Genomic DNA, 15,526 nt, shown 5'->3' with positions numbered 1-15,526 from the left:
ACCCTGAGTCCCGCGCCGTGCCGGCAGGGTCAGTGGTCGCGTTCCCAGGTCTGGGTGCGGCCGATCAGGCTGATGCCGATGAAGCCGCGTACGTTGAGCTTGTTGCCGTCCTCGGCCAACGACATCTTGCTCTTGTAGACCTTGCCGTTCTCCGGATCGAGGATCTCGCCGCCGCTCCACTCGTTGTCGCCGGTCTTGCGCAGGCCGGAGAGGATGGTCATGCCGATGACGGGCTGGTCCTTGCGTGCGTCGGTGCACTTGTCGCACACGCGCGGCTTGCCGTCGCTCTCGACGAAGGTCTTGACCAGGCGTCCGCTGAAGACGCCGTTCTTCTCGGTGATCTCCACCAGCCCGCGCGGCTTGCCGGTGTTGTCGTCGATGGTCTTCCACATGCCGCTGGGCGTGGCCTGCGCCATCGCCGCGGCGCTGCCGAGCAGGGTTGCGGCGATCACGGCGGCGCGCAGGGTCGAAGCAAGGGGGGAATGGATGCGCATGATGTCTCCTTTGAGGTTCGTAGCCACGCCAATCTACTGGCGCCGGGGGCGCGCCGCAATCCGGCGCGGCGCGGCGCGCGCCTTTCCGCGGCCATTGCCTGCTACCCGGAAAGCCGCATGCAGCCGCCGTTTGCGGGTTATTGTGATGCAGCAAAAGGCGCCGGCGGGCGGGCGCTGAAGCAATCCTCTAAGCGGACGTACGACGCGCTGCCGGCAGGGCGAGGCGAGTGGCGCGCAGAGTCGCGAGGGTGAGAGCGCGAACACGCGAGGCACGGCGCGCGCGATCCGGATCGCTCGGCAAGCGCGCGGATCGAACACGCATGCCGATGGCTTGATCGAAGCGTCTGCCGAAGTGTTGCCGCGATGCTTCGCGAGCGTCGCGGCTTGGCTCGATCGCAACGCTTTGATGACCTCGCGATGCCTTCGCGCTGTTGCGTCGATGCAAACCGTTGCGTGCACGCATCACTCTTGGATGGTGTGTGCGACGGTGTCGCGCGAAGCGCGAAGCGAGCATGGCCGAGGCCTGGTCGCATAACGGCGCGTGCGTGCGCTGCCGACTGTGTAAAGCATGCAGGGCGTGTGTCGCGCAGCGCGGCGCGCGCGCGATCAGGAACGTGTCCGCGCCAGTCGAAGGCTGCCGCACGCGTATCGGTGCATCGCCCGCAAAGCCTTTGTCCATGCGGCTTTTCGGAAAACGCGATGACGCGCGCAGCGGCATTGCGCAGTCGTCAGGCGCGCGTTGCGATGCTGGTCGTCAGGGTTTGTCGCGGCGTGTAAAAGCTGCGATGCGCGGTGCGTGCGATGGGGTGTCGCGCTGCATGTGCGAGCGTGCGAAACGAGCGTCGGCACCAGCGTGCGAGCGACGCGTTGCGATGCTATCGGCAACGTCTTCGTGACCCTGCGCGTGAGAACTAGTTCGAGCGATACATGCAGGCAAGTTTTTTTGCACTTTTTTCTTAACATCATCGTGCAAACGAATTATGATTCGCCTTGACAAGAGTCTCACTTCATTGCAGAGAAGCAGGAAGCAAGATGGAACGACGAGCGCGATGCGCGCTTCGATGCAGTGACGAAGGTAGTAGCTGAGGAGCACGAGAACTTTGACGCAGACCAGGCCGGACCGGCTTCTTAAAACGCGTGCAGTCTCCCTTGGTCCATTAACGGGTTGGACCCGCTACCACCGAATGAATGCCGTCTGCCGTGCGCGAGGCCAAGCCCGCACCGCGGGCCAGCTGTCCGATATCTCCTCATTTCTGGCCGTGCGCCGGCTCAACGGGCGGTGCGGGCTGATCGAATATTCCAGGGCGCGGCACGTGCCCGAGACCCGCTTGCGGGCTCGCTCCGGCCGCCAAGTCACCGCCAGGGGCGGTGCGCCTGCAACCAAATTCATTAGCGTGCAGCAGTGGTCGGGCCGCACGCCGATGAATCGCTCGCTCGACTGGGGCCGCGCTGCTGTAGTGCGCCTCGGGTCGGTCGGGTCGCCAACTTAGGTCATTCGATATTCACTCTCTAGTGAAGGAGTTATCCATGGCAACTGCTGCAAAGAAAAAGCCGGCGGCTAAGAAGGCCGCCAAGCCGGCCGCCAAGAAGGCTGCTGTGAAGAAGGTAGCCGCCAAGAAGGCAGCACCGGCCGCCAAGAAGGCACCGGCCAAGAAGGCCGCTGTGAAGAAGGTCGCAGCCAAGAAGGCGCCGGCCAAGAAGGCCGCCGCCAAGAAGGCCCCGGCCAAGAAGGCCCCGGCCAAGAAGGCCGCGGTGAAGAAGGTAGCCGCCAAGAAGGTCGCGACCAAGAAGGTTGCAGCCAAGAAGGCTCCGGCCAAGAAAGCCGCGGTGAAGAAGGTAGCCGCCAAGAAGGTCGTGGCCAAGAAGGCTGTCGCCAAGAAGGCTCCGGCCAAGAAGGCTGCAGTGAAGAAGGTTGCTGCCAAGAAGGCTGCGCCGGCCAAGAAGGCTGCCGCCAAGAAGCCGGCTGCCAAGAAGGCTGCTGCCAAGAAGCCGGCTGCCAAGAAGGCTGCCGCCAAGCCTGCCGCGGCCCCTGCCGTTGCTCCCGCTTCGGCTGCCAAGACCGCGCTGAACCCGGCTGCTGCCTGGCCGTTCCCGACGGGCAACCGTCCGTAAGCTGCTCCGCCACGGAGTGGACCTTACACGTTCCGCAAGGAACCGCACCGGCACGCAGCGCGTGCCCGCATGACCGGATACTGCGTATCCGGTCCGCAAGACACCAGGTCTTGCCGACCCGCCGATGGCATCCGCCCGGCGGGTTTTTTCATGGGCGCGCGCCCGCGCGCGGAGCGGTCCGCCGCAATGTTACGGAATTGCAAAGCCGAAAAAAAGCGCCGCGACCCTTGCAGGTGCGGCGCGTTCTGCTGCGCCCTGGCGCGGCCCTGCGGGGCCGCGAGGGCTCAGTGCGTGACCCGGGTCACGCCGCCCGAGGACAGCAGCCGTACGCGTTCGCCAGGGCGGAAGGCTTCGTCGGCCTCCTGCGTGATCGCGCGCATCTCGCCGTTGTCCAGGCGCACGGTGATTTCCAGCCCGCGGCGCTGGTTGATCTTGTTCTCGGCCGCGCTGCCGGCAATGCCGCCGAGCACCGCACCAAGGATCCCGGCCGCCACCGCGCCGTTGCCGCCGCCGATGGTGCTGCCTGCGGCAATGCCGCCGATGGCACCGCCCGCGAGCGTGCCGGCACCGCTCTGGCCACCCTGGATGGTGACCTCGCGGATGCCTTCGACCACGCCGTAGCGCACGGTCTGTTCACGCTGCGCCTGGCCCGTGCCATAGACGCTGTTGGAGTTGGATTGGGTAGCGCAGCCGGCAACCAGGGCGGTGACGGCAAGGACGGCAACGGCACCGCCACGTAGCTTGTTGTTCATGTCGTTTCCCGAGAAGAAGCCACGCGCTGGCCGCAGGTCAGGCGTAGCGGTACCCGAATGCAGACTGGAACCGGTTGCCGATTTCCTCGCGCGACAACCAGTGATTCTGCGGACCCTGTTGCGCGATCTTGACCGAACCCATCAGCGATGCCAGGCGGCCAGTCGTTTCCCAGTCTAATCCGTTTTCAATGCCGTAGAGCAGGCCGCCACGGAAGGCATCGCCACACCCGGTCGGGTCCACGATGCGCTCGGCCGCAACCGCCGGAATCGCGTACTGGCGACCATCGGCAAAGATGCTGGCGCCGCGCTCGCCGTGCGTGACGATGAAGGCACGAACCTTGGCGGCAACCTCGGCGCTGGTCCAGGCGGTGCGGGACAGCAGGACCTGCGCCTCGTAGTCATTGACTGTCACGTAACTGGCGAGTTCAACGAACTCGCGCAGGTCTTCCCCGTTGAACAGGGGCATGGCCTGACCCAGATCAAAGATGAACGGCACGCCGGCCTCGGCGAACTGGCGCGCGTGGTGCAGCATGCCCTCGCGGCTGTCGGGCGCGACGATGCCCAGGCCCGGCGCGCTGGCGCCGCCCAGCGCATCCTTGACGTGGTTCAGCTGCGACTGGCTCATTGCGCCAGGGTGGAAGGCGGTGATCTGGTTGTTGTCCAGGTCAGTGGTGATCATGGCCTGCGCCGTGAAGGTCTCCGGCAGCACGCGGATGTGGCCGGTGGGGATCTCCAGCTTGCGCAGGTAGTCCAGATAGGGTTCGGCATCGGCGCCGACGGTGGCCATCACCACGGGATCGCCGCCCAGCATCTTCAGCGTGTAGGCGATGTTGCCGGCGCAGCCGCCGAACTCGCGGCGCATGCCGGGCACCAGGAACGAGACGTTCAGCATGTGGATCTGGTCCGGCAGGATGTGTTCACGGAAGCGTCCATCGAACGTCATGATGGTGTCGTAGGCGACGGAGCCGCAGATCAGGCTGGCCATGCTCTCTCCAGGTGTTGGGGTGATTGGTGGAATGGAGCCCTTGCGGGCAGTATCGGTCGGGCAGAAAACAAAAAGCGGCCGCCCCGGGATGCGGGCGGCCGCTGCCGCCCGGGAACCCGCGGGTTCCCGGGCGTGCCGCTGATTTACTTCAGCGCGGCCAGGGCTGCGTCGTAGTCCGGCTCGGTCTTGATTTCCGGCACCAGCTGGCTGTACTTGACGGTGTCGTTCTCGTCGAGCACCACCACGGCACGTGCGGTCACGCCGGCCAGCGGGCCGGACTTGATGTCCACGCCGTAGTTGCCCTTGAACTCGGCGCCGCGCATGGTCGACAGCGGCACCACGTTGGCCAGGCCTTCAGCGGTGCAGAAGCGGCCCATGGCGAACGGCAGGTCGGCCGAGATCGTCAGCACCACGGTGTTGGCGAGGCCGCTGGCGGCTTCATTGAACTTGCGCGCGGAGGCCTGGCACACCGGGGTGTCCAGGCTCGGGACGATGTTCAGCACCTTGCGCTTGCCGGCGAAGTCAGCCAGCGTGACGTCCTTCAGGTCCTTGCCGACCAGCGAGAAGGCGGGGGCCTTGTCGCCGGCTTGCGGGAACTTGCCTGCGACTTCGATGGCGTTGCCGCCGAGGGTGACGTTGCTCATGTCTACTCCTTGTTGTCTGATGGATTTCCGGTTCGTGTCCGGAGCGGGGGGCGCGGCCTGCCGCCGGACTCGGATCCGGTCCGGCGGCGGGCCAGGGATTCAGGGGTAAAAAATCAGCACGCGATAGTTGGCCGGCGCCTGCTGCGTCCGGAATCGTACCCGAACCGGCAGCTCCATGCCCGCGCGAAGACCCTGCGCGGCAAAGGCCTTTTGCGACGGCTCCAGGTACTCCGCGGGTTGCAGCACGCGGCGCAGCAGCAGCTGGTCCTGCAGGTCGGTCATCACCAGCTCGATCGCGGGCAGGGCGGTGCTGGCGCGGCCCAGGTTGCGCAGCGTGACCGACAGCAGGTAGGTGTCGCCGTCTTCATCCTGGCGCTGCAGCTGCGAGGTCTCGATGCGCAGCGCATCGATGTCGCGCCATGGCGGCACGTCGCAGCCCAGCGGCGCGCAGGCGGCCTCGAGTGCCGGGCGCAGCATCGGGAACTGGCCGGCCAGCTGGCTGCGTGCCAGGTAGACCACTTGCACGGCAGCGGCGATGGCAAGCACCACGGCGGCCACGCGCCAGGCGGAGCGGGGCACCGTCACGGGCTTGCGGGGCTGCCGTTCGCGCTCGCGCTCGCGCTCACGCGCGTGGCGCAGGAAGTCGGGGGCGAAGACCGGGCCGGCCGGTGCTTCGGTGCGTGCCCAGCGGCGCGTGGTCTGCTCGCGCGCGACGGCGCCGCCGGTGACGCTGGACGGCTGTCCGGTGTCGGGGGCGTTGTCGTCGTCGCCAACGGTGGGTGAGGTGGGCGCGGCAGGCGAGGTGGCAAGGCGGGCCGATGCCTCATCCGGCCATGCGGTCGGCTCGGACCCGGCATCGGCTGATGCCGCGCGCAGGAACTCGCTTGCGCTGGGGATGTTGGCAGCGGGTGCCACTGGCACGGGCTTGGCGTCAGCATCAGCCGGTTGCGGTGCTGCCGGTGCCGCCGCAGCGGCCGGGGTATCGAGCGCGCCGTGATCGAGTGCCGGCCAGGCGGACGCGGACGCCGCTTGTGCCGGCTGTGCCGGCGCATCCTCGGCGGGTTCCGGTGCCGTGACGGGGGCGGGCCCGGCCGCCTCCGGGCCGGCAGCCTGGCGTTCCGCCTCGCGCGCATCGCGATGGGCGACGGCTTCGTTGGCTTCGCGCAGCGCCTGCTCGATCTCTGCGTCTTCCATGCCGGCGGGTGCCGGCATGGCCATGTCCTCCGGCGACGACATCAGCATCGTCGGCGCATCCAGCGCCGGCACGTCATAGCCGGGGTCGATGGTCGGGGTGAAGGCAGGCTGCGGCGCAGGCGCGGCTTTAGCCGATGCGGGCGCCGCCGAGGGGGCGGGAGGGGTGGCCGGCGAAGCAGCCGCAGATGGCGCCGATGGCGCCGATGACGCCGATGACGCCGATGACGCCGATGACGCCGATGATGCAGCGCCGGCCGGCAGCGGAATCTCGATCAGGTGCTCGCGCGCGTCGAACACCGTTTCGCACTGGCCGCAGCGCACCAGGCCCTGGCGCAGGCGCAACTGGTCGGCGACCAGCCGGAAGGCGGTACGGCAGGCCGGGCAGCGCGTGACTAGCTTGACGGCGGCCATCGGTGTGAATCAGGGTTGGGCGCCGCGGGTGCCATGCAGGCACACCCAGCCTTCCTCGCTGCGCCACACCGTCAGCGGCAGCCAGGGCGCGTAGGCCGCGGCGACTTCATCCGCCTGGCGTTCCAGCACGCCGGACAGCACCAGCCGTCCGCCGGCGCGCACGCGCGCGCTCAGCATGGCGGCCATCAGCTTGAGCGGATTGGACAGGATGTTGGCGACCACCAGGTCATAGCTGGCCTCGGACACCGATTCGGGCAGCGCGAACGAGGCTTCCACGCGGTTGCGCTCGGCGTTGTAGCGCGACGCTTCCACCGCGTTGGGATCGATGTCGATGCCGACGGTATCGCCGGCGCCCAGCTTGCGTGCCACGATGGCCAGGATGCCGGAGCCGCAGCCGTAGTCGAGCACGGTTTCGCCCGGCTTCAGGTTCTGCTCCAGCCACTGCATGCACAGCCGCGTGGTGGGATGGCTGCCGGTGCCAAAGGCCAGGCCGGGGTCCAGTTCCAGCACCACGGCATCGGGCTCGGGTGCATCGTGCCACGACGGCACCACCCAGATGCGCTCGCCGATGCGGATCGGCTCGAACTGGGATTGCGTCAGCCGCACCCAGTCCTGGTCCTCGACCGCGCGCAGCTGGTAGGCCGGCACCGGGTCGATGCCGAGCTGGTTGGCGGCTGCCGCCACCACCACGGCCGGATCGGCATCGTCGCCGAACAGCGCCACCACGCGCGAGCGGTTCCACGCGAGTTGCTTCGGTTCCAGCCCGGGCTCGCCAAAGAGCGGCTGCTCGTCGGGCGTGTCGGCATCGGCGTCTTCCACCGAGACCGACAGCGCGCCGAGGTCGAACAGGGCATCAGACCAGGCTTCGGCCTGGTCCTGCGCCACTTCGATCACACATTCCTGAAATGCCACGGGCTTCCTTGCTTGCTGCTTGTGTATTGCGGATAACGTTGCGTTGCGTCAGGCCTTCGCGCGCTCCGCCAGGCGATGCTCGAGATAGTGGATGCTGGTGCCGCCTTCAACGAAGTTGGCGTCCATCATCAGCTCGCGGTGCAGCGGCACGTTGGTCTGGATCCCGTCCACCACCATTTCCGACAGCGCGATGCGCATGCGGGCAATGGCCTGCTCGCGCGTGGCGCCGTAAGTGATGATCTTGCCGATCATCGAATCGTAGTTGGGCGGGACGAAGTAACCATCATACGCGTGCGAGTCGACCCGCACACCCGGGCCGCCGGGCATGTGCCAGGCGGTGATGCGGCCCGGCGACGGCGTGAACTTGAACGGATCCTCGGCGTTCACGCGGCATTCGATCGCGTGGCCACGGAACTGCACGTCCTTCTGGCGCAAGCGCAGCTTCTCGCCGAAGGCGATGCGGATCTGCTCCTGGACGATGTCGATGCCGGTGATCATCTCGGTGACCGGGTGCTCGACCTGCACCCGCGTGTTCATCTCGATGAAGTAGAACTCGTTGTTCTCGTACAGGAACTCGAACGTGCCGGCGCCGCGGTAGCCCATCTTCTTGCAGGCCTCGGCGCAGCGGTCGCCGATGCGCTCGATCAGGCGGCGCGGAATGTGCGGTGCGGGAGCTTCCTCGATCACCTTCTGGTGGCGGCGCTGCATCGAGCAGTCGCGCTCGCCCAGCCAGATCGCCTGGCGGTGCTGGTCGGCGAGGATCTGGATTTCCACATGGCGCGGGTTCTCGAGGAACTTCTCCATGTAGACCTCGGGATTGCCGAAGGCGCGGCCGGCTTCTTCACGCGTCATGTTGACGGCGTTGATCAGCGCGGCTTCCGTGTGCACCACGCGCATGCCGCGGCCACCGCCGCCGCCGGCGGCCTTGATGATCACCGGGTAGCCCACGCGGCGCGCGGTGGCCAGGATTTCCTTGGGGTCGTCGGGCAGGGCGCCGTCCGAGCCGGGCACGCACGGCACGCCGGCCTTGATCATGGCTTGCTTGGCCGACACCTTGTCGCCCATCAGGCGGATGCTGTCGGCGGTCGGGCCGATAAAGACAAAGCCGGATTTCTCCACGCGCTCGGCAAAATCGGCGTTCTCGGACAGGAAGCCGTAGCCGGGGTGGATGGCCTGCGCGTCGGTCACTTCGGCGGCCGAGATGATGGCCGGCATGTTCAGGTACGACAGCGGCGACGGGGCCGGGCCGATGCAGACGGCTTCGTCTGCCAGGCGTACATACTTGGCCTCTTTGTCGGCCTCGGAGTACACCACGACTGTCTTGATGCCCAGTTCGCGGCAGGCGCGCTGGATGCGAAGAGCGATTTCGCCGCGGTTCGCGATCAGAATTTTTTCAAACATGGTCTCTCTCTGCGAGAACAGTAGCGGTCCCGCTGCGCGCCGCAATGGCACGCCGGGCGCGCGGCCCGGGGGCTGTCGCCGCCGCGGCCGCCATACTGCGCGGAACTGCATGGAACTGCACGGAACGGGCCGCGAAGCCCACAACGTCCCTGGCGCCAAACAACGCCATGGCATGCCGCGCGGGCGCTGCTGCGGGGGCCACTTGCGTGGCCGGTGGCAGCGTGCGGCGTGGCATGCCGGTCAGGATCAGCCGATCACGAACAGCGGCTGGCCGTATTCGACGGCCTGGCCGTTCTCGACCAGGATTTCCTTGATGACGCCGGCCTTGTCGCACTCGATTTCGTTGAGCAGCTTCATGGCTTCGATGATGCAGACGGTCTGGCCTTCCTTGACCGAGTCGCCGACGTTGACGAACGGCGCGGCACCCGGCGACGGCGCGCGGTAGAACGTGCCCACCATCGGCGAGGTCACCACGTGGCCGGCGGGCAGCTGGGCGGCGGCGGGCTCTGCAGCCGGAGCCACGGCACCGGCGGCCGGTGCGGCGGCCGCGGCGGGCGGCAGCGCCTGCATCTGCGGCATGGCCATCGGCGCGGCGACGATTTGCGGCGGTTGCTTGACGATGCGTACCTTGCCGTCGCCTTCGGTGACTTCCAGCTCGGAGATGCCGGATTCGGCCACCAGGTCGATAAGCGTCTTCAGCTTGCGCAGGTCCATCTTTTTATCCTCCTGAATCGGGTTATCCGGCCGCGCTGCCCGGGACGGGCCGCGGCGGAAGAATCGTGTTGCCGGCCACCGGAAATCCGCGCCCGCCGTGCCGAGGCACGCCAACGGGCGCAGGCCACCGGGCGGCGCGCGCAGGTTGTTGAAAAAATCTTGGGAGTTCAGCTCCCCGAACTCTCGGGTGGCGGCTGCTCCTGGCCCAGCACATAGTCCAGCGCCAGCAGGTAACCCTGCCAGCCAAGCCCGCAGATCACTCCGACCGCCACGTCGGAGAAATAGGAGTGGTGGCGAAAGCTTTCGCGCCGGTGCACGTTGGACAGGTGCACCTCGACGAACGGGATCGCCACGCCGGCCAGGGCATCGCGCAGTGCCACGCTGGTATGCGTGTAGGCAGCCGGGTTGATGATGATGAACTCGACCCCTTCCGCGCGTGCGGCGTGGATGCGGTCGACCAGTGCCCCCTCATGGTTGGACTGGAACGTATCCAGCGAAACGCCGGCTTTTGCCGCGCGTTCGGCCAGGGCCGCGTCGATGTCGGCAAGCGTCGTGTGCCCGTAGGTTTCCGGCTCGCGCGTGCCCAGCAGGTTCAGGTTCGGCCCATGCAGGACCAGCACCTTGCGGTAGCGGGCTGAGCGACGGATAGAGCGGGTTGCAGTCACGGCGGCTCGACCAGATCAACGAAATTGCGCGGAGATTACCGTAGCTTAGAGGGATTTGTCTAGCGCGCGATACAAGGCTTGGCGACCTTGCGCGGCGCTTTGGCGGCCCTTTAAGCACTTTCCGGCAGTTTTGGCGCCCCGGCGAAACAAATCGCTGAAGAAAAACGAAATTCAGCGAATTTGGCGGAAGAATAGCTCAGGCTCGTGGCAGCACGGCCCGCAGTTCCTCGGCCGTCACCCGTCCCATCTTGCGGTACTTGACCGATCCGTCCGGGTTGATCACCACCGTGTAGGGCAGGCCGCCGGCGCTGTTGCCGAAGTTGCGCGACAGCTCGGTGCCGGCAAAACCGGCCACGGCGAGCGGGTAGGCCACCGGGACCTTGGTGGTGAACTGCTGGATATTGGCGGCTGAATCGATGCCGATGCCGACAAACTCCACCTGGCGGTCCTTGTATTCCTCATGCAGCGCGGTCAGCTCCGGCATTTCCTCGACACACGGCCCGCACCAGGGCGCCCAGAAGTTGATCACCACGGTCTTGCCGCGCAGCTTGCCCAGGTCCAGGTCGGCGCCGGCGGCGTCGGGCAGGCGTGTCTGGAAGAAGGTTTCCACCGCCTGGTCGCTGGCGGGCTTGGGCGAGAACACGAAATGGCCGGCCAGTGCGCCAGCGGCGCAGGCGACCACGGCCACGGCGATCCACAGCCAGAGGCGGGAGCGGCGGGCGGGCGAGGAAACGGTTTCAGTCATGGGGATGGCTTGGACCAGTGAAGTGGGGGGCGGGCCGTCAGGCCGGGTCGGCATCGCCGGGCGCGTCCACCAGCGCCCGTACCGCCTGCAGGTCGGCGCGGGCCGGGCGCCCCGAGGCGTCGGCACGCACGGCGCCGCGTTCGTCGACGGCATCATACAGTGCAATATGAATGCCGACTGGGGCACCCAGTTCCGCGCGCACCTCGCCGGCGAGGAGCCGCGCCTCGCGGCGGTCGGGCCACTGGCCCTTCCACAGGAAGCTGAGGGTCTCGACCTCGCCGCGGCCGCCGAAATGCCGGCTCTCGCTGGTCTCGAAGTCCACGCCGGCGTTGATCAGGTACAGTGCCGCGTCCTTGGCGCTGTCGCAGAAGCACTGCAGATAGATATCGGAGTGCTCGGTGGCGGTGCCGTTGAGCACGGCGCCGACCAGGTAAGGCCGGAACGGCGCCAGGTCTTCCATGGCCAGCACCGCCAGCCGGCGCAGCAGTGCCAGCACGCGGGGCTGGCTGTCGGCGTGGAACAGCGCCTGGTAGGCGCGCACTTCGGCTTCGACCTGTTCGTTGTCGGGCAGCCATTCGCCGGGCACGCGCTGCTCGCCCAGCACCTGGCGGGCGGCCTTGCGCTTGGCGGTGGCGTAGTCGGCACCGTCCTCGGCGATCATCCGGGCGGCAGCCTGGGCGATTTCCTCGCGCAGGCGGGTGGGGTCGGGGGTGGTGCGTCGGGTCATGCCCCATGATACCGGACGCTCCCGCGCAACCGGTGCGCGCGCTGCCGCAGTGCAGCGAAGGCCGCGGGCGCTCGGGTACAATCGGAGGCTTCCTGCCCGGCCACCGCACCGCAAGACACGGCCTGAAACAGCCGCCGTGCCGCCGCGCCACGCCGGGTGCCGAATCCCCACGCCTGCGGGCTTCAAGTCTTTCCGGGAACCCATGCATATTCATATCCTTGGCATCTGCGGCACCTTCATGGGCGGCCTGGCGGTGCTGGCCAAAGAGGCCGGCCACCGCGTCACCGGCTGCGATGCCAATGTCTACCCGCCGATGAGCACCCAGCTCGAGGCCCAGGGGATCGAGCTGATCGAAGGCTTCGACCCCGCGCAACTGTCGCTGGAGCCGGACCTGTTCGTGATCGGCAACGTGGTCTCGCGCGGCAATCCGCTGATGGAGGCCATCCTCGACCGCAACCTGCCCTATGTGTCGGGTCCGCAATGGCTGGGCGAGCACGTGCTGGCGCGCAAGTGGGTGCTGGCGGTGGCCGGCACGCATGGCAAGACCACCACCACGTCGATGCTGGCCTGGATCCTGGAGGATGCCGGCTACAACCCCGGCTTCCTGGTGGGCGGGGTGCCGCAGAACTTCGGCATCTCGGCGCGCGTGACCGAATCGGACTTTTTCGTGATCGAGGCCGACGAGTACGACACCGCCTTCTTCGACAAGCGCAGCAAGTTTGTCCACTACCGCCCGCGCACCGCGATCCTGAACAACCTGGAATACGATCACGCCGACATCTTCCCGGATCTGGCGGCGATCGAGACCCAGTTCCACCACCTGGTGCGCACCGTGCCCGGCCAGGGCCGGATCGTCGTCAACGGCGTGGAGGAAAGCCTGGCACGCGTGCTGGAGCGCGGCTGCTGGAGCGAAGTCGAGCAGTTTGGCGTGGGCGACTGGCGCGAGAGCGATGCCGCCGCCACTGCGGCGCCCGGCAAGGATGCTTTCGACGTCTGGTTTGGCGATGCCGTCCAGGGCACCGTGGTGTGGGACCTGCAGGGCACCCACAACCGCATGAATGCGCTGGCCGCGATCGCCGCCGCGCGCCATGTGGGCGTGCCGGCCGCGCAGGCGATCGAATCGCTGTCCCGCTTTGCCAACGTCAAGCGCCGCATGGAAGTGCGCGGCGTGGCGGGCGGCGTGACTGTCTATGACGATTTCGCCCACCATCCGACCGCGATCCAGACCACGCTGGACGGGCTGCGCCGCCGCGTCGGCGATGCCCGCATCCTGGCGGTGCTGGAGCCGCGCTCCAACACCATGAAGCTGGGCGTGATGAAGGCGCAACTGCCGGCCAGCCTGGAGCAGGCCGACCTGGTGTTCGGCTACGGCGCTCCGGCCGGCAAGGACGCGCTGGGCTGGGACCTGGCCGGATCGCTGGCGCCGCTGGGCGACAAGGCCGCCGCCTTCCAGGACCTGGGCACGCTGGTGCAGGCCGTGCGTGCCGCGGCGCAGCCGGGCGACCACGTGCTGGTGATGAGCAACGGCGGCTTCGGCGGCGTGCACCAGAAGCTGCTGGACGCCCTGGGCCAGGGCGCCGCAAGCTGACCGGCGGGAAGGACCACCATGCTGCTGTACCTGCACGGATTCCGCTCCTCGCCCCAGTCGTTCAAGGCCCGGCTGGTGCAGGAGCGCATGCGCGAGTGGGGCGTGGGCCGCTACTACGCCTGCCCCACGCTCAATGTCTCGCCCGAAATGGCCATTGCCCAGGCGCAGGCCGCGATCCGCGCCGCGCAGGCCGGCGGCGACCAGGAGATCGCCATCGTCGGCTCGTCGCTGGGTGGCTTCTATGCCCGCTGGCTGGGCGAGCGCCATGGCTGCAGGACCGTGCTGCTCAATCCGGCCATCCATCCCTGGACCGACCTGGAAGCGTACCTGGGCGAGCAGCCGCTGTGGCACGGCGGCGGCTCGGTCACGGTCGAGCGCCGCCATCTGCAGGAATTGCTGGACCTGCGCGTGGACACCATTACCGATCCCGGACGCTATTACCTGCTCGCCGCCACCGGGGACGAAGTGCTGGACTACCGTGAGATGGTCGCGGCCTGCCCGGGCGCAAACATCCGCGTGATCGAGGGCAGCGACCACGGCATCAGCGAATTTGCCGACTACGTCGACGATGTGCTCGCCTTCTGCGGCTATGGCCCCGGCGGCAAGGTGCCGGCGGGCACAGGCCCGGCATGAGCGCGCAGTCCGCGCGCCGCTGCAGCTGGAGCCCGCACCTGGCCTTTGATGCAGCCATCACGCCCAACCTGCGGCGCTGGGTGACCGGTGACGACGGCTCGCTGACCGCGCGCCTGGTGGCAGCATCGGAGCGCTTTCGCGTGGCGCGCCTGCTGCAGCGCCCGCAGCGCCCGCTCGCCGATGAATGGCAGGTGCTGGGCCAGCACGACCGCACCCCCGCGCTGACGCGCGAGGTGCTGCTGATCTGCGACGATATTCCCGCCATATTTGCCCATACTGTGGTGCGCCAGCGCCATGCGCGCCGCGACTGGCCGTTCCTGCGCGGGCTGGGCGAGCGCCCGCTGGGCGGCCGGCTGTTTGTCGACCCGGCGGTGGCGCGCGAGCCGTTCCAGTTTGCGCGGCTGCTGCCGCACCATCCGCTGCGCCAGGCCTTGCAGCGTGTGCTGCCGGCCATGGCGCCACTGCCCATGCTGCCGGCGCGGCGCTCGGTGTTCCGGCGCGGCGACGGCGTCATGCTCGTGACAGAAGTGTTCCTGCCGGACCTGCTGTCGCGGCCATCCCCGGGGACCGAGGCGATTCCGCATCCCAGGTATTTGCGGACTACAGACCGAAGCCCCTCTACACACACTACCGAAACCAAGAAAGAGACCACGAGATGAAACTGCAGGGTCGGGTTGCCATCATCACCGGTGCCGCCGCCGGCATCGGGTTTGCCACCGCGCAGCGCTTTGCCGCCGACGGCGCCATTGTCGTCCTGTGCGACGTGCAGGAAGCGCGCGTGCGCGAGGCCGCCGACAAGCTGGCCGCCACCGGCGCCACCGTGTCGGCCTACCGCGTCGACGTGACCCGGCGCGACGAAGTCGATGCCATGGTGGCCGCCGTGCTGGCCGCGCACGAACGCGTCGACATCCTCGTCAATAACGCCGGCATCACCAAGGATGCACGCCTGGGCAAGATGACCGAGGCCCAGTTCGATGCCGTCATCGACGTCAACCTGAAGGGCGTGTTCAACTGCGCGCAGGCCGTGGCCGGCCTGATGAGCGAGCAGGGCAAGGGCGTGATCCTGAACGCTTCCAGCGTGGTCGGCCTGTACGGCAACTTCGGCCAGACCAACTACGCCGCCAGCAAGTTCGGCGTGATCGGCTTTACCAAGACCTGGGCGCGCGAGCTGGGCCCCAAGGGCGTGCGCGTGAACGCGGTGTGCCCGGGCTTCGTCAATACCGAGATCCTGCAGACCGTGCCGGAAAAGGTGCTGGACGGCATGAAATCGTCGTGCTGGCTGCGCCGCCTGGCCGAGCCGGCCGAGATCGCCAGCATCTACGCCTTCCTGGCCAGCGACGACGCCAGCTACGTCAACGGCGTGGCGATCGAGGCCAGCGGCGGCATGTCGCTCTGAACTGCGTGGGTGCACGCACCCCGCCGGGGCGCCGGCCCCCGCAGGCGCCGGAGCGGGGTGCGGTATCATTCCACGTCTCAGGCCGTATCGATACGGCGTGGCCCGCGGCCAGCGATTTGCACGCCGCGCGCCGCACTCGCTTCCGTTCGCACG

16 protein-coding genes are annotated in these 15,526 nt (G+C 67.9%); 5 read left to right on the top strand and 11 right to left on the bottom strand.

Annotation, left to right across the window (positions count from 1 at the left end):
* Positions 1 to 29: 29 nt before the first annotated feature.
* Entirely contained in the window at positions 30 to 494 is a 465-nt protein-coding gene (locus tag AC3WRI_RS18030) for a DUF2147 domain-containing protein (RefSeq protein WP_010813175.1), read from the bottom strand.
* Between the two features lie 1,527 nt (positions 495 to 2,021).
* Between AC3WRI_RS18030 and AC3WRI_RS18025 the strand changes: the two genes are divergently transcribed.
* Positions 2,022 to 2,606, top strand: a complete 585-nt coding sequence (locus tag AC3WRI_RS18025; protein ID WP_492293724.1) for a histone H1-like DNA-binding protein — start codon at positions 2,022 to 2,024, stop codon at positions 2,604 to 2,606.
* 284 nt (positions 2,607 to 2,890) lie between these two features.
* Here the strand turns inward: AC3WRI_RS18025 and AC3WRI_RS18020 are convergent, their stop codons facing one another.
* The 10 genes from AC3WRI_RS18020 to AC3WRI_RS17975 form a co-directional block, all read right to left on the bottom strand.
* On the bottom strand, positions 2,891 to 3,358 hold the full coding sequence (locus AC3WRI_RS18020; protein ID WP_010813178.1) for an outer membrane lipoprotein: 468 nt from the start codon (positions 3,356 to 3,358) through the stop codon (positions 2,891 to 2,893).
* A 37-nt stretch (positions 3,359 to 3,395) separates the two neighbouring features.
* The gene (locus tag AC3WRI_RS18015; protein ID WP_010813179.1) at positions 3,396 to 4,343 is read right to left on the bottom strand and encodes a carbohydrate kinase family protein; all 948 of its coding nucleotides are present in this window, start codon (positions 4,341 to 4,343) and stop codon (positions 3,396 to 3,398) included.
* A 143-nt stretch (positions 4,344 to 4,486) separates the two neighbouring features.
* On the bottom strand, positions 4,487 to 4,987 hold the full coding sequence (tpx, locus tag AC3WRI_RS18010; protein WP_010813180.1) for a thiol peroxidase: 501 nt from the start codon (positions 4,985 to 4,987) through the stop codon (positions 4,487 to 4,489).
* Between the two features lie 99 nt (positions 4,988 to 5,086).
* A complete protein-coding gene (locus AC3WRI_RS18005) occupies positions 5,087 to 6,592 on the bottom strand; it encodes a DUF3426 domain-containing protein (protein WP_492293722.1) in 1,506 nt (501 codons plus the stop codon).
* A 9-nt stretch (positions 6,593 to 6,601) separates the two neighbouring features.
* Positions 6,602 to 7,504, bottom strand: coding sequence for a 50S ribosomal protein L11 methyltransferase (prmA, locus tag AC3WRI_RS18000; protein ID WP_010813182.1), 903 nt, complete (start codon positions 7,502 to 7,504; stop codon positions 6,602 to 6,604).
* A gap of 48 nt (positions 7,505 to 7,552) precedes the next feature.
* On the bottom strand, positions 7,553 to 8,905 hold the full coding sequence (accC, locus tag AC3WRI_RS17995) for an acetyl-CoA carboxylase biotin carboxylase subunit (protein ID WP_010813183.1): 1,353 nt from the start codon (positions 8,903 to 8,905) through the stop codon (positions 7,553 to 7,555).
* A gap of 246 nt (positions 8,906 to 9,151) precedes the next feature.
* Positions 9,152 to 9,619 (bottom strand): acetyl-CoA carboxylase biotin carboxyl carrier protein, encoded by a 468-nt coding sequence (gene accB / locus AC3WRI_RS17990; RefSeq protein WP_010813184.1) that lies wholly within the window; start codon positions 9,617 to 9,619, stop codon positions 9,152 to 9,154.
* A gap of 167 nt (positions 9,620 to 9,786) precedes the next feature.
* Positions 9,787 to 10,284 (bottom strand): type II 3-dehydroquinate dehydratase, encoded by a 498-nt coding sequence (gene aroQ, locus AC3WRI_RS17985; RefSeq protein ID WP_011616025.1) that lies wholly within the window; start codon positions 10,282 to 10,284, stop codon positions 9,787 to 9,789.
* Positions 10,285 to 10,480: 196 nt separating this feature from the next.
* Complete coding sequence (locus AC3WRI_RS17980) at positions 10,481 to 11,029, bottom strand: TlpA family protein disulfide reductase (RefSeq protein WP_010813186.1); 549 nt, start codon at positions 11,027 to 11,029, stop codon at positions 10,481 to 10,483.
* Positions 11,030 to 11,066: 37 nt separating this feature from the next.
* Positions 11,067 to 11,756 carry a UDP-N-acetylmuramate--alanine ligase gene (locus AC3WRI_RS17975; protein WP_439668247.1) on the bottom strand — a complete coding sequence of 230 codons (690 nt, stop codon included), beginning with the start codon at positions 11,754 to 11,756 and terminating at the stop codon, positions 11,067 to 11,069.
* A 202-nt stretch (positions 11,757 to 11,958) separates the two neighbouring features.
* Here AC3WRI_RS17975 and mpl point away from each other — a divergent pair, with 202 nt between their 5' ends.
* The 4 genes from mpl to fabG are packed head-to-tail and all read left to right on the top strand — an operon-like array spanning position 11,959 to position 15,373.
* Positions 11,959 to 13,344: a UDP-N-acetylmuramate:L-alanyl-gamma-D-glutamyl-meso-diaminopimelate ligase gene (gene mpl / locus AC3WRI_RS17970; RefSeq protein ID WP_010813188.1), complete on the top strand. Its 1,386-nt coding sequence runs from the start codon at positions 11,959 to 11,961 to the stop codon at positions 13,342 to 13,344.
* 18 nt (positions 13,345 to 13,362) lie between these two features.
* Complete coding sequence (locus AC3WRI_RS17965; protein WP_011616022.1) at positions 13,363 to 13,977, top strand: YqiA/YcfP family alpha/beta fold hydrolase; 615 nt, start codon at positions 13,363 to 13,365, stop codon at positions 13,975 to 13,977.
* A complete protein-coding gene (locus tag AC3WRI_RS17960; RefSeq protein WP_010813190.1) occupies positions 13,974 to 14,636 on the top strand; it encodes a chorismate--pyruvate lyase family protein in 663 nt (220 codons plus the stop codon). The genes AC3WRI_RS17965 and AC3WRI_RS17960 overlap by 4 nt, the downstream gene beginning before the upstream one ends.
* Positions 14,633 to 15,373, top strand: a complete 741-nt coding sequence (gene fabG, locus AC3WRI_RS17955; protein WP_010813191.1) for a 3-oxoacyl-ACP reductase FabG — start codon at positions 14,633 to 14,635, stop codon at positions 15,371 to 15,373. Before AC3WRI_RS17960 ends, fabG begins: the two co-directional genes overlap by 4 nt.
* The last annotated feature ends 153 nt before the right edge of the window (positions 15,374 to 15,526 follow it).

The sequence above is a fragment of the Cupriavidus sp. FW305-27 genome, assembly GCF_058787995.1.
Note: the sequence above shows the minus strand (reverse complement) of the source record. Positions and strands in the feature narration are given on the sequence as shown.

Bases quoted from the DNA above. Each gene is read 5' to 3' on its own strand.
- accC (WP_010813183.1), bottom strand. From the start codon at position 8,905: ATGTTTGAAAAAATTCTGATCGCGAACCGCGGCGAAATCGCTCTTCGC.
- AC3WRI_RS17965 (WP_011616022.1), top strand. From the start codon at position 13,363: ATGCTGCTGTACCTGCACGGATTCCGCTCCTCGCCCCAGTCGTTCAAG.
- accB (WP_010813184.1), bottom strand. From the start codon at position 9,619: ATGGACCTGCGCAAGCTGAAGACGCTTATCGACCTGGTGGCCGAATCC.
- mpl (WP_010813188.1), top strand. From the start codon at position 11,959: ATGCATATTCATATCCTTGGCATCTGCGGCACCTTCATGGGCGGCCTG.
- AC3WRI_RS17980 (WP_010813186.1), bottom strand. From the start codon at position 11,029: ATGACTGAAACCGTTTCCTCGCCCGCCCGCCGCTCCCGCCTCTGGCTG.
- fabG (WP_010813191.1), top strand. From the start codon at position 14,633: ATGAAACTGCAGGGTCGGGTTGCCATCATCACCGGTGCCGCCGCCGGC.
- AC3WRI_RS17960 (WP_010813190.1), top strand. From the start codon at position 13,974: ATGAGCGCGCAGTCCGCGCGCCGCTGCAGCTGGAGCCCGCACCTGGCC.
- AC3WRI_RS18025 (WP_492293724.1), top strand. From the start codon at position 2,022: ATGGCAACTGCTGCAAAGAAAAAGCCGGCGGCTAAGAAGGCCGCCAAG.
- AC3WRI_RS18005 (WP_492293722.1), bottom strand. From the start codon at position 6,592: ATGGCCGCCGTCAAGCTAGTCACGCGCTGCCCGGCCTGCCGTACCGCC.
- AC3WRI_RS17975 (WP_439668247.1), bottom strand. From the start codon at position 11,756: ATGACCCGACGCACCACCCCCGACCCCACCCGCCTGCGCGAGGAAATC.
- AC3WRI_RS18030 (WP_010813175.1), bottom strand. From the start codon at position 494: ATGCGCATCCATTCCCCCCTTGCTTCGACCCTGCGCGCCGCCGTGATC.
- tpx (WP_010813180.1), bottom strand. From the start codon at position 4,987: ATGAGCAACGTCACCCTCGGCGGCAACGCCATCGAAGTCGCAGGCAAG.
- AC3WRI_RS18020 (WP_010813178.1), bottom strand. From the start codon at position 3,358: ATGAACAACAAGCTACGTGGCGGTGCCGTTGCCGTCCTTGCCGTCACC.
- AC3WRI_RS18015 (WP_010813179.1), bottom strand. From the start codon at position 4,343: ATGGCCAGCCTGATCTGCGGCTCCGTCGCCTACGACACCATCATGACG.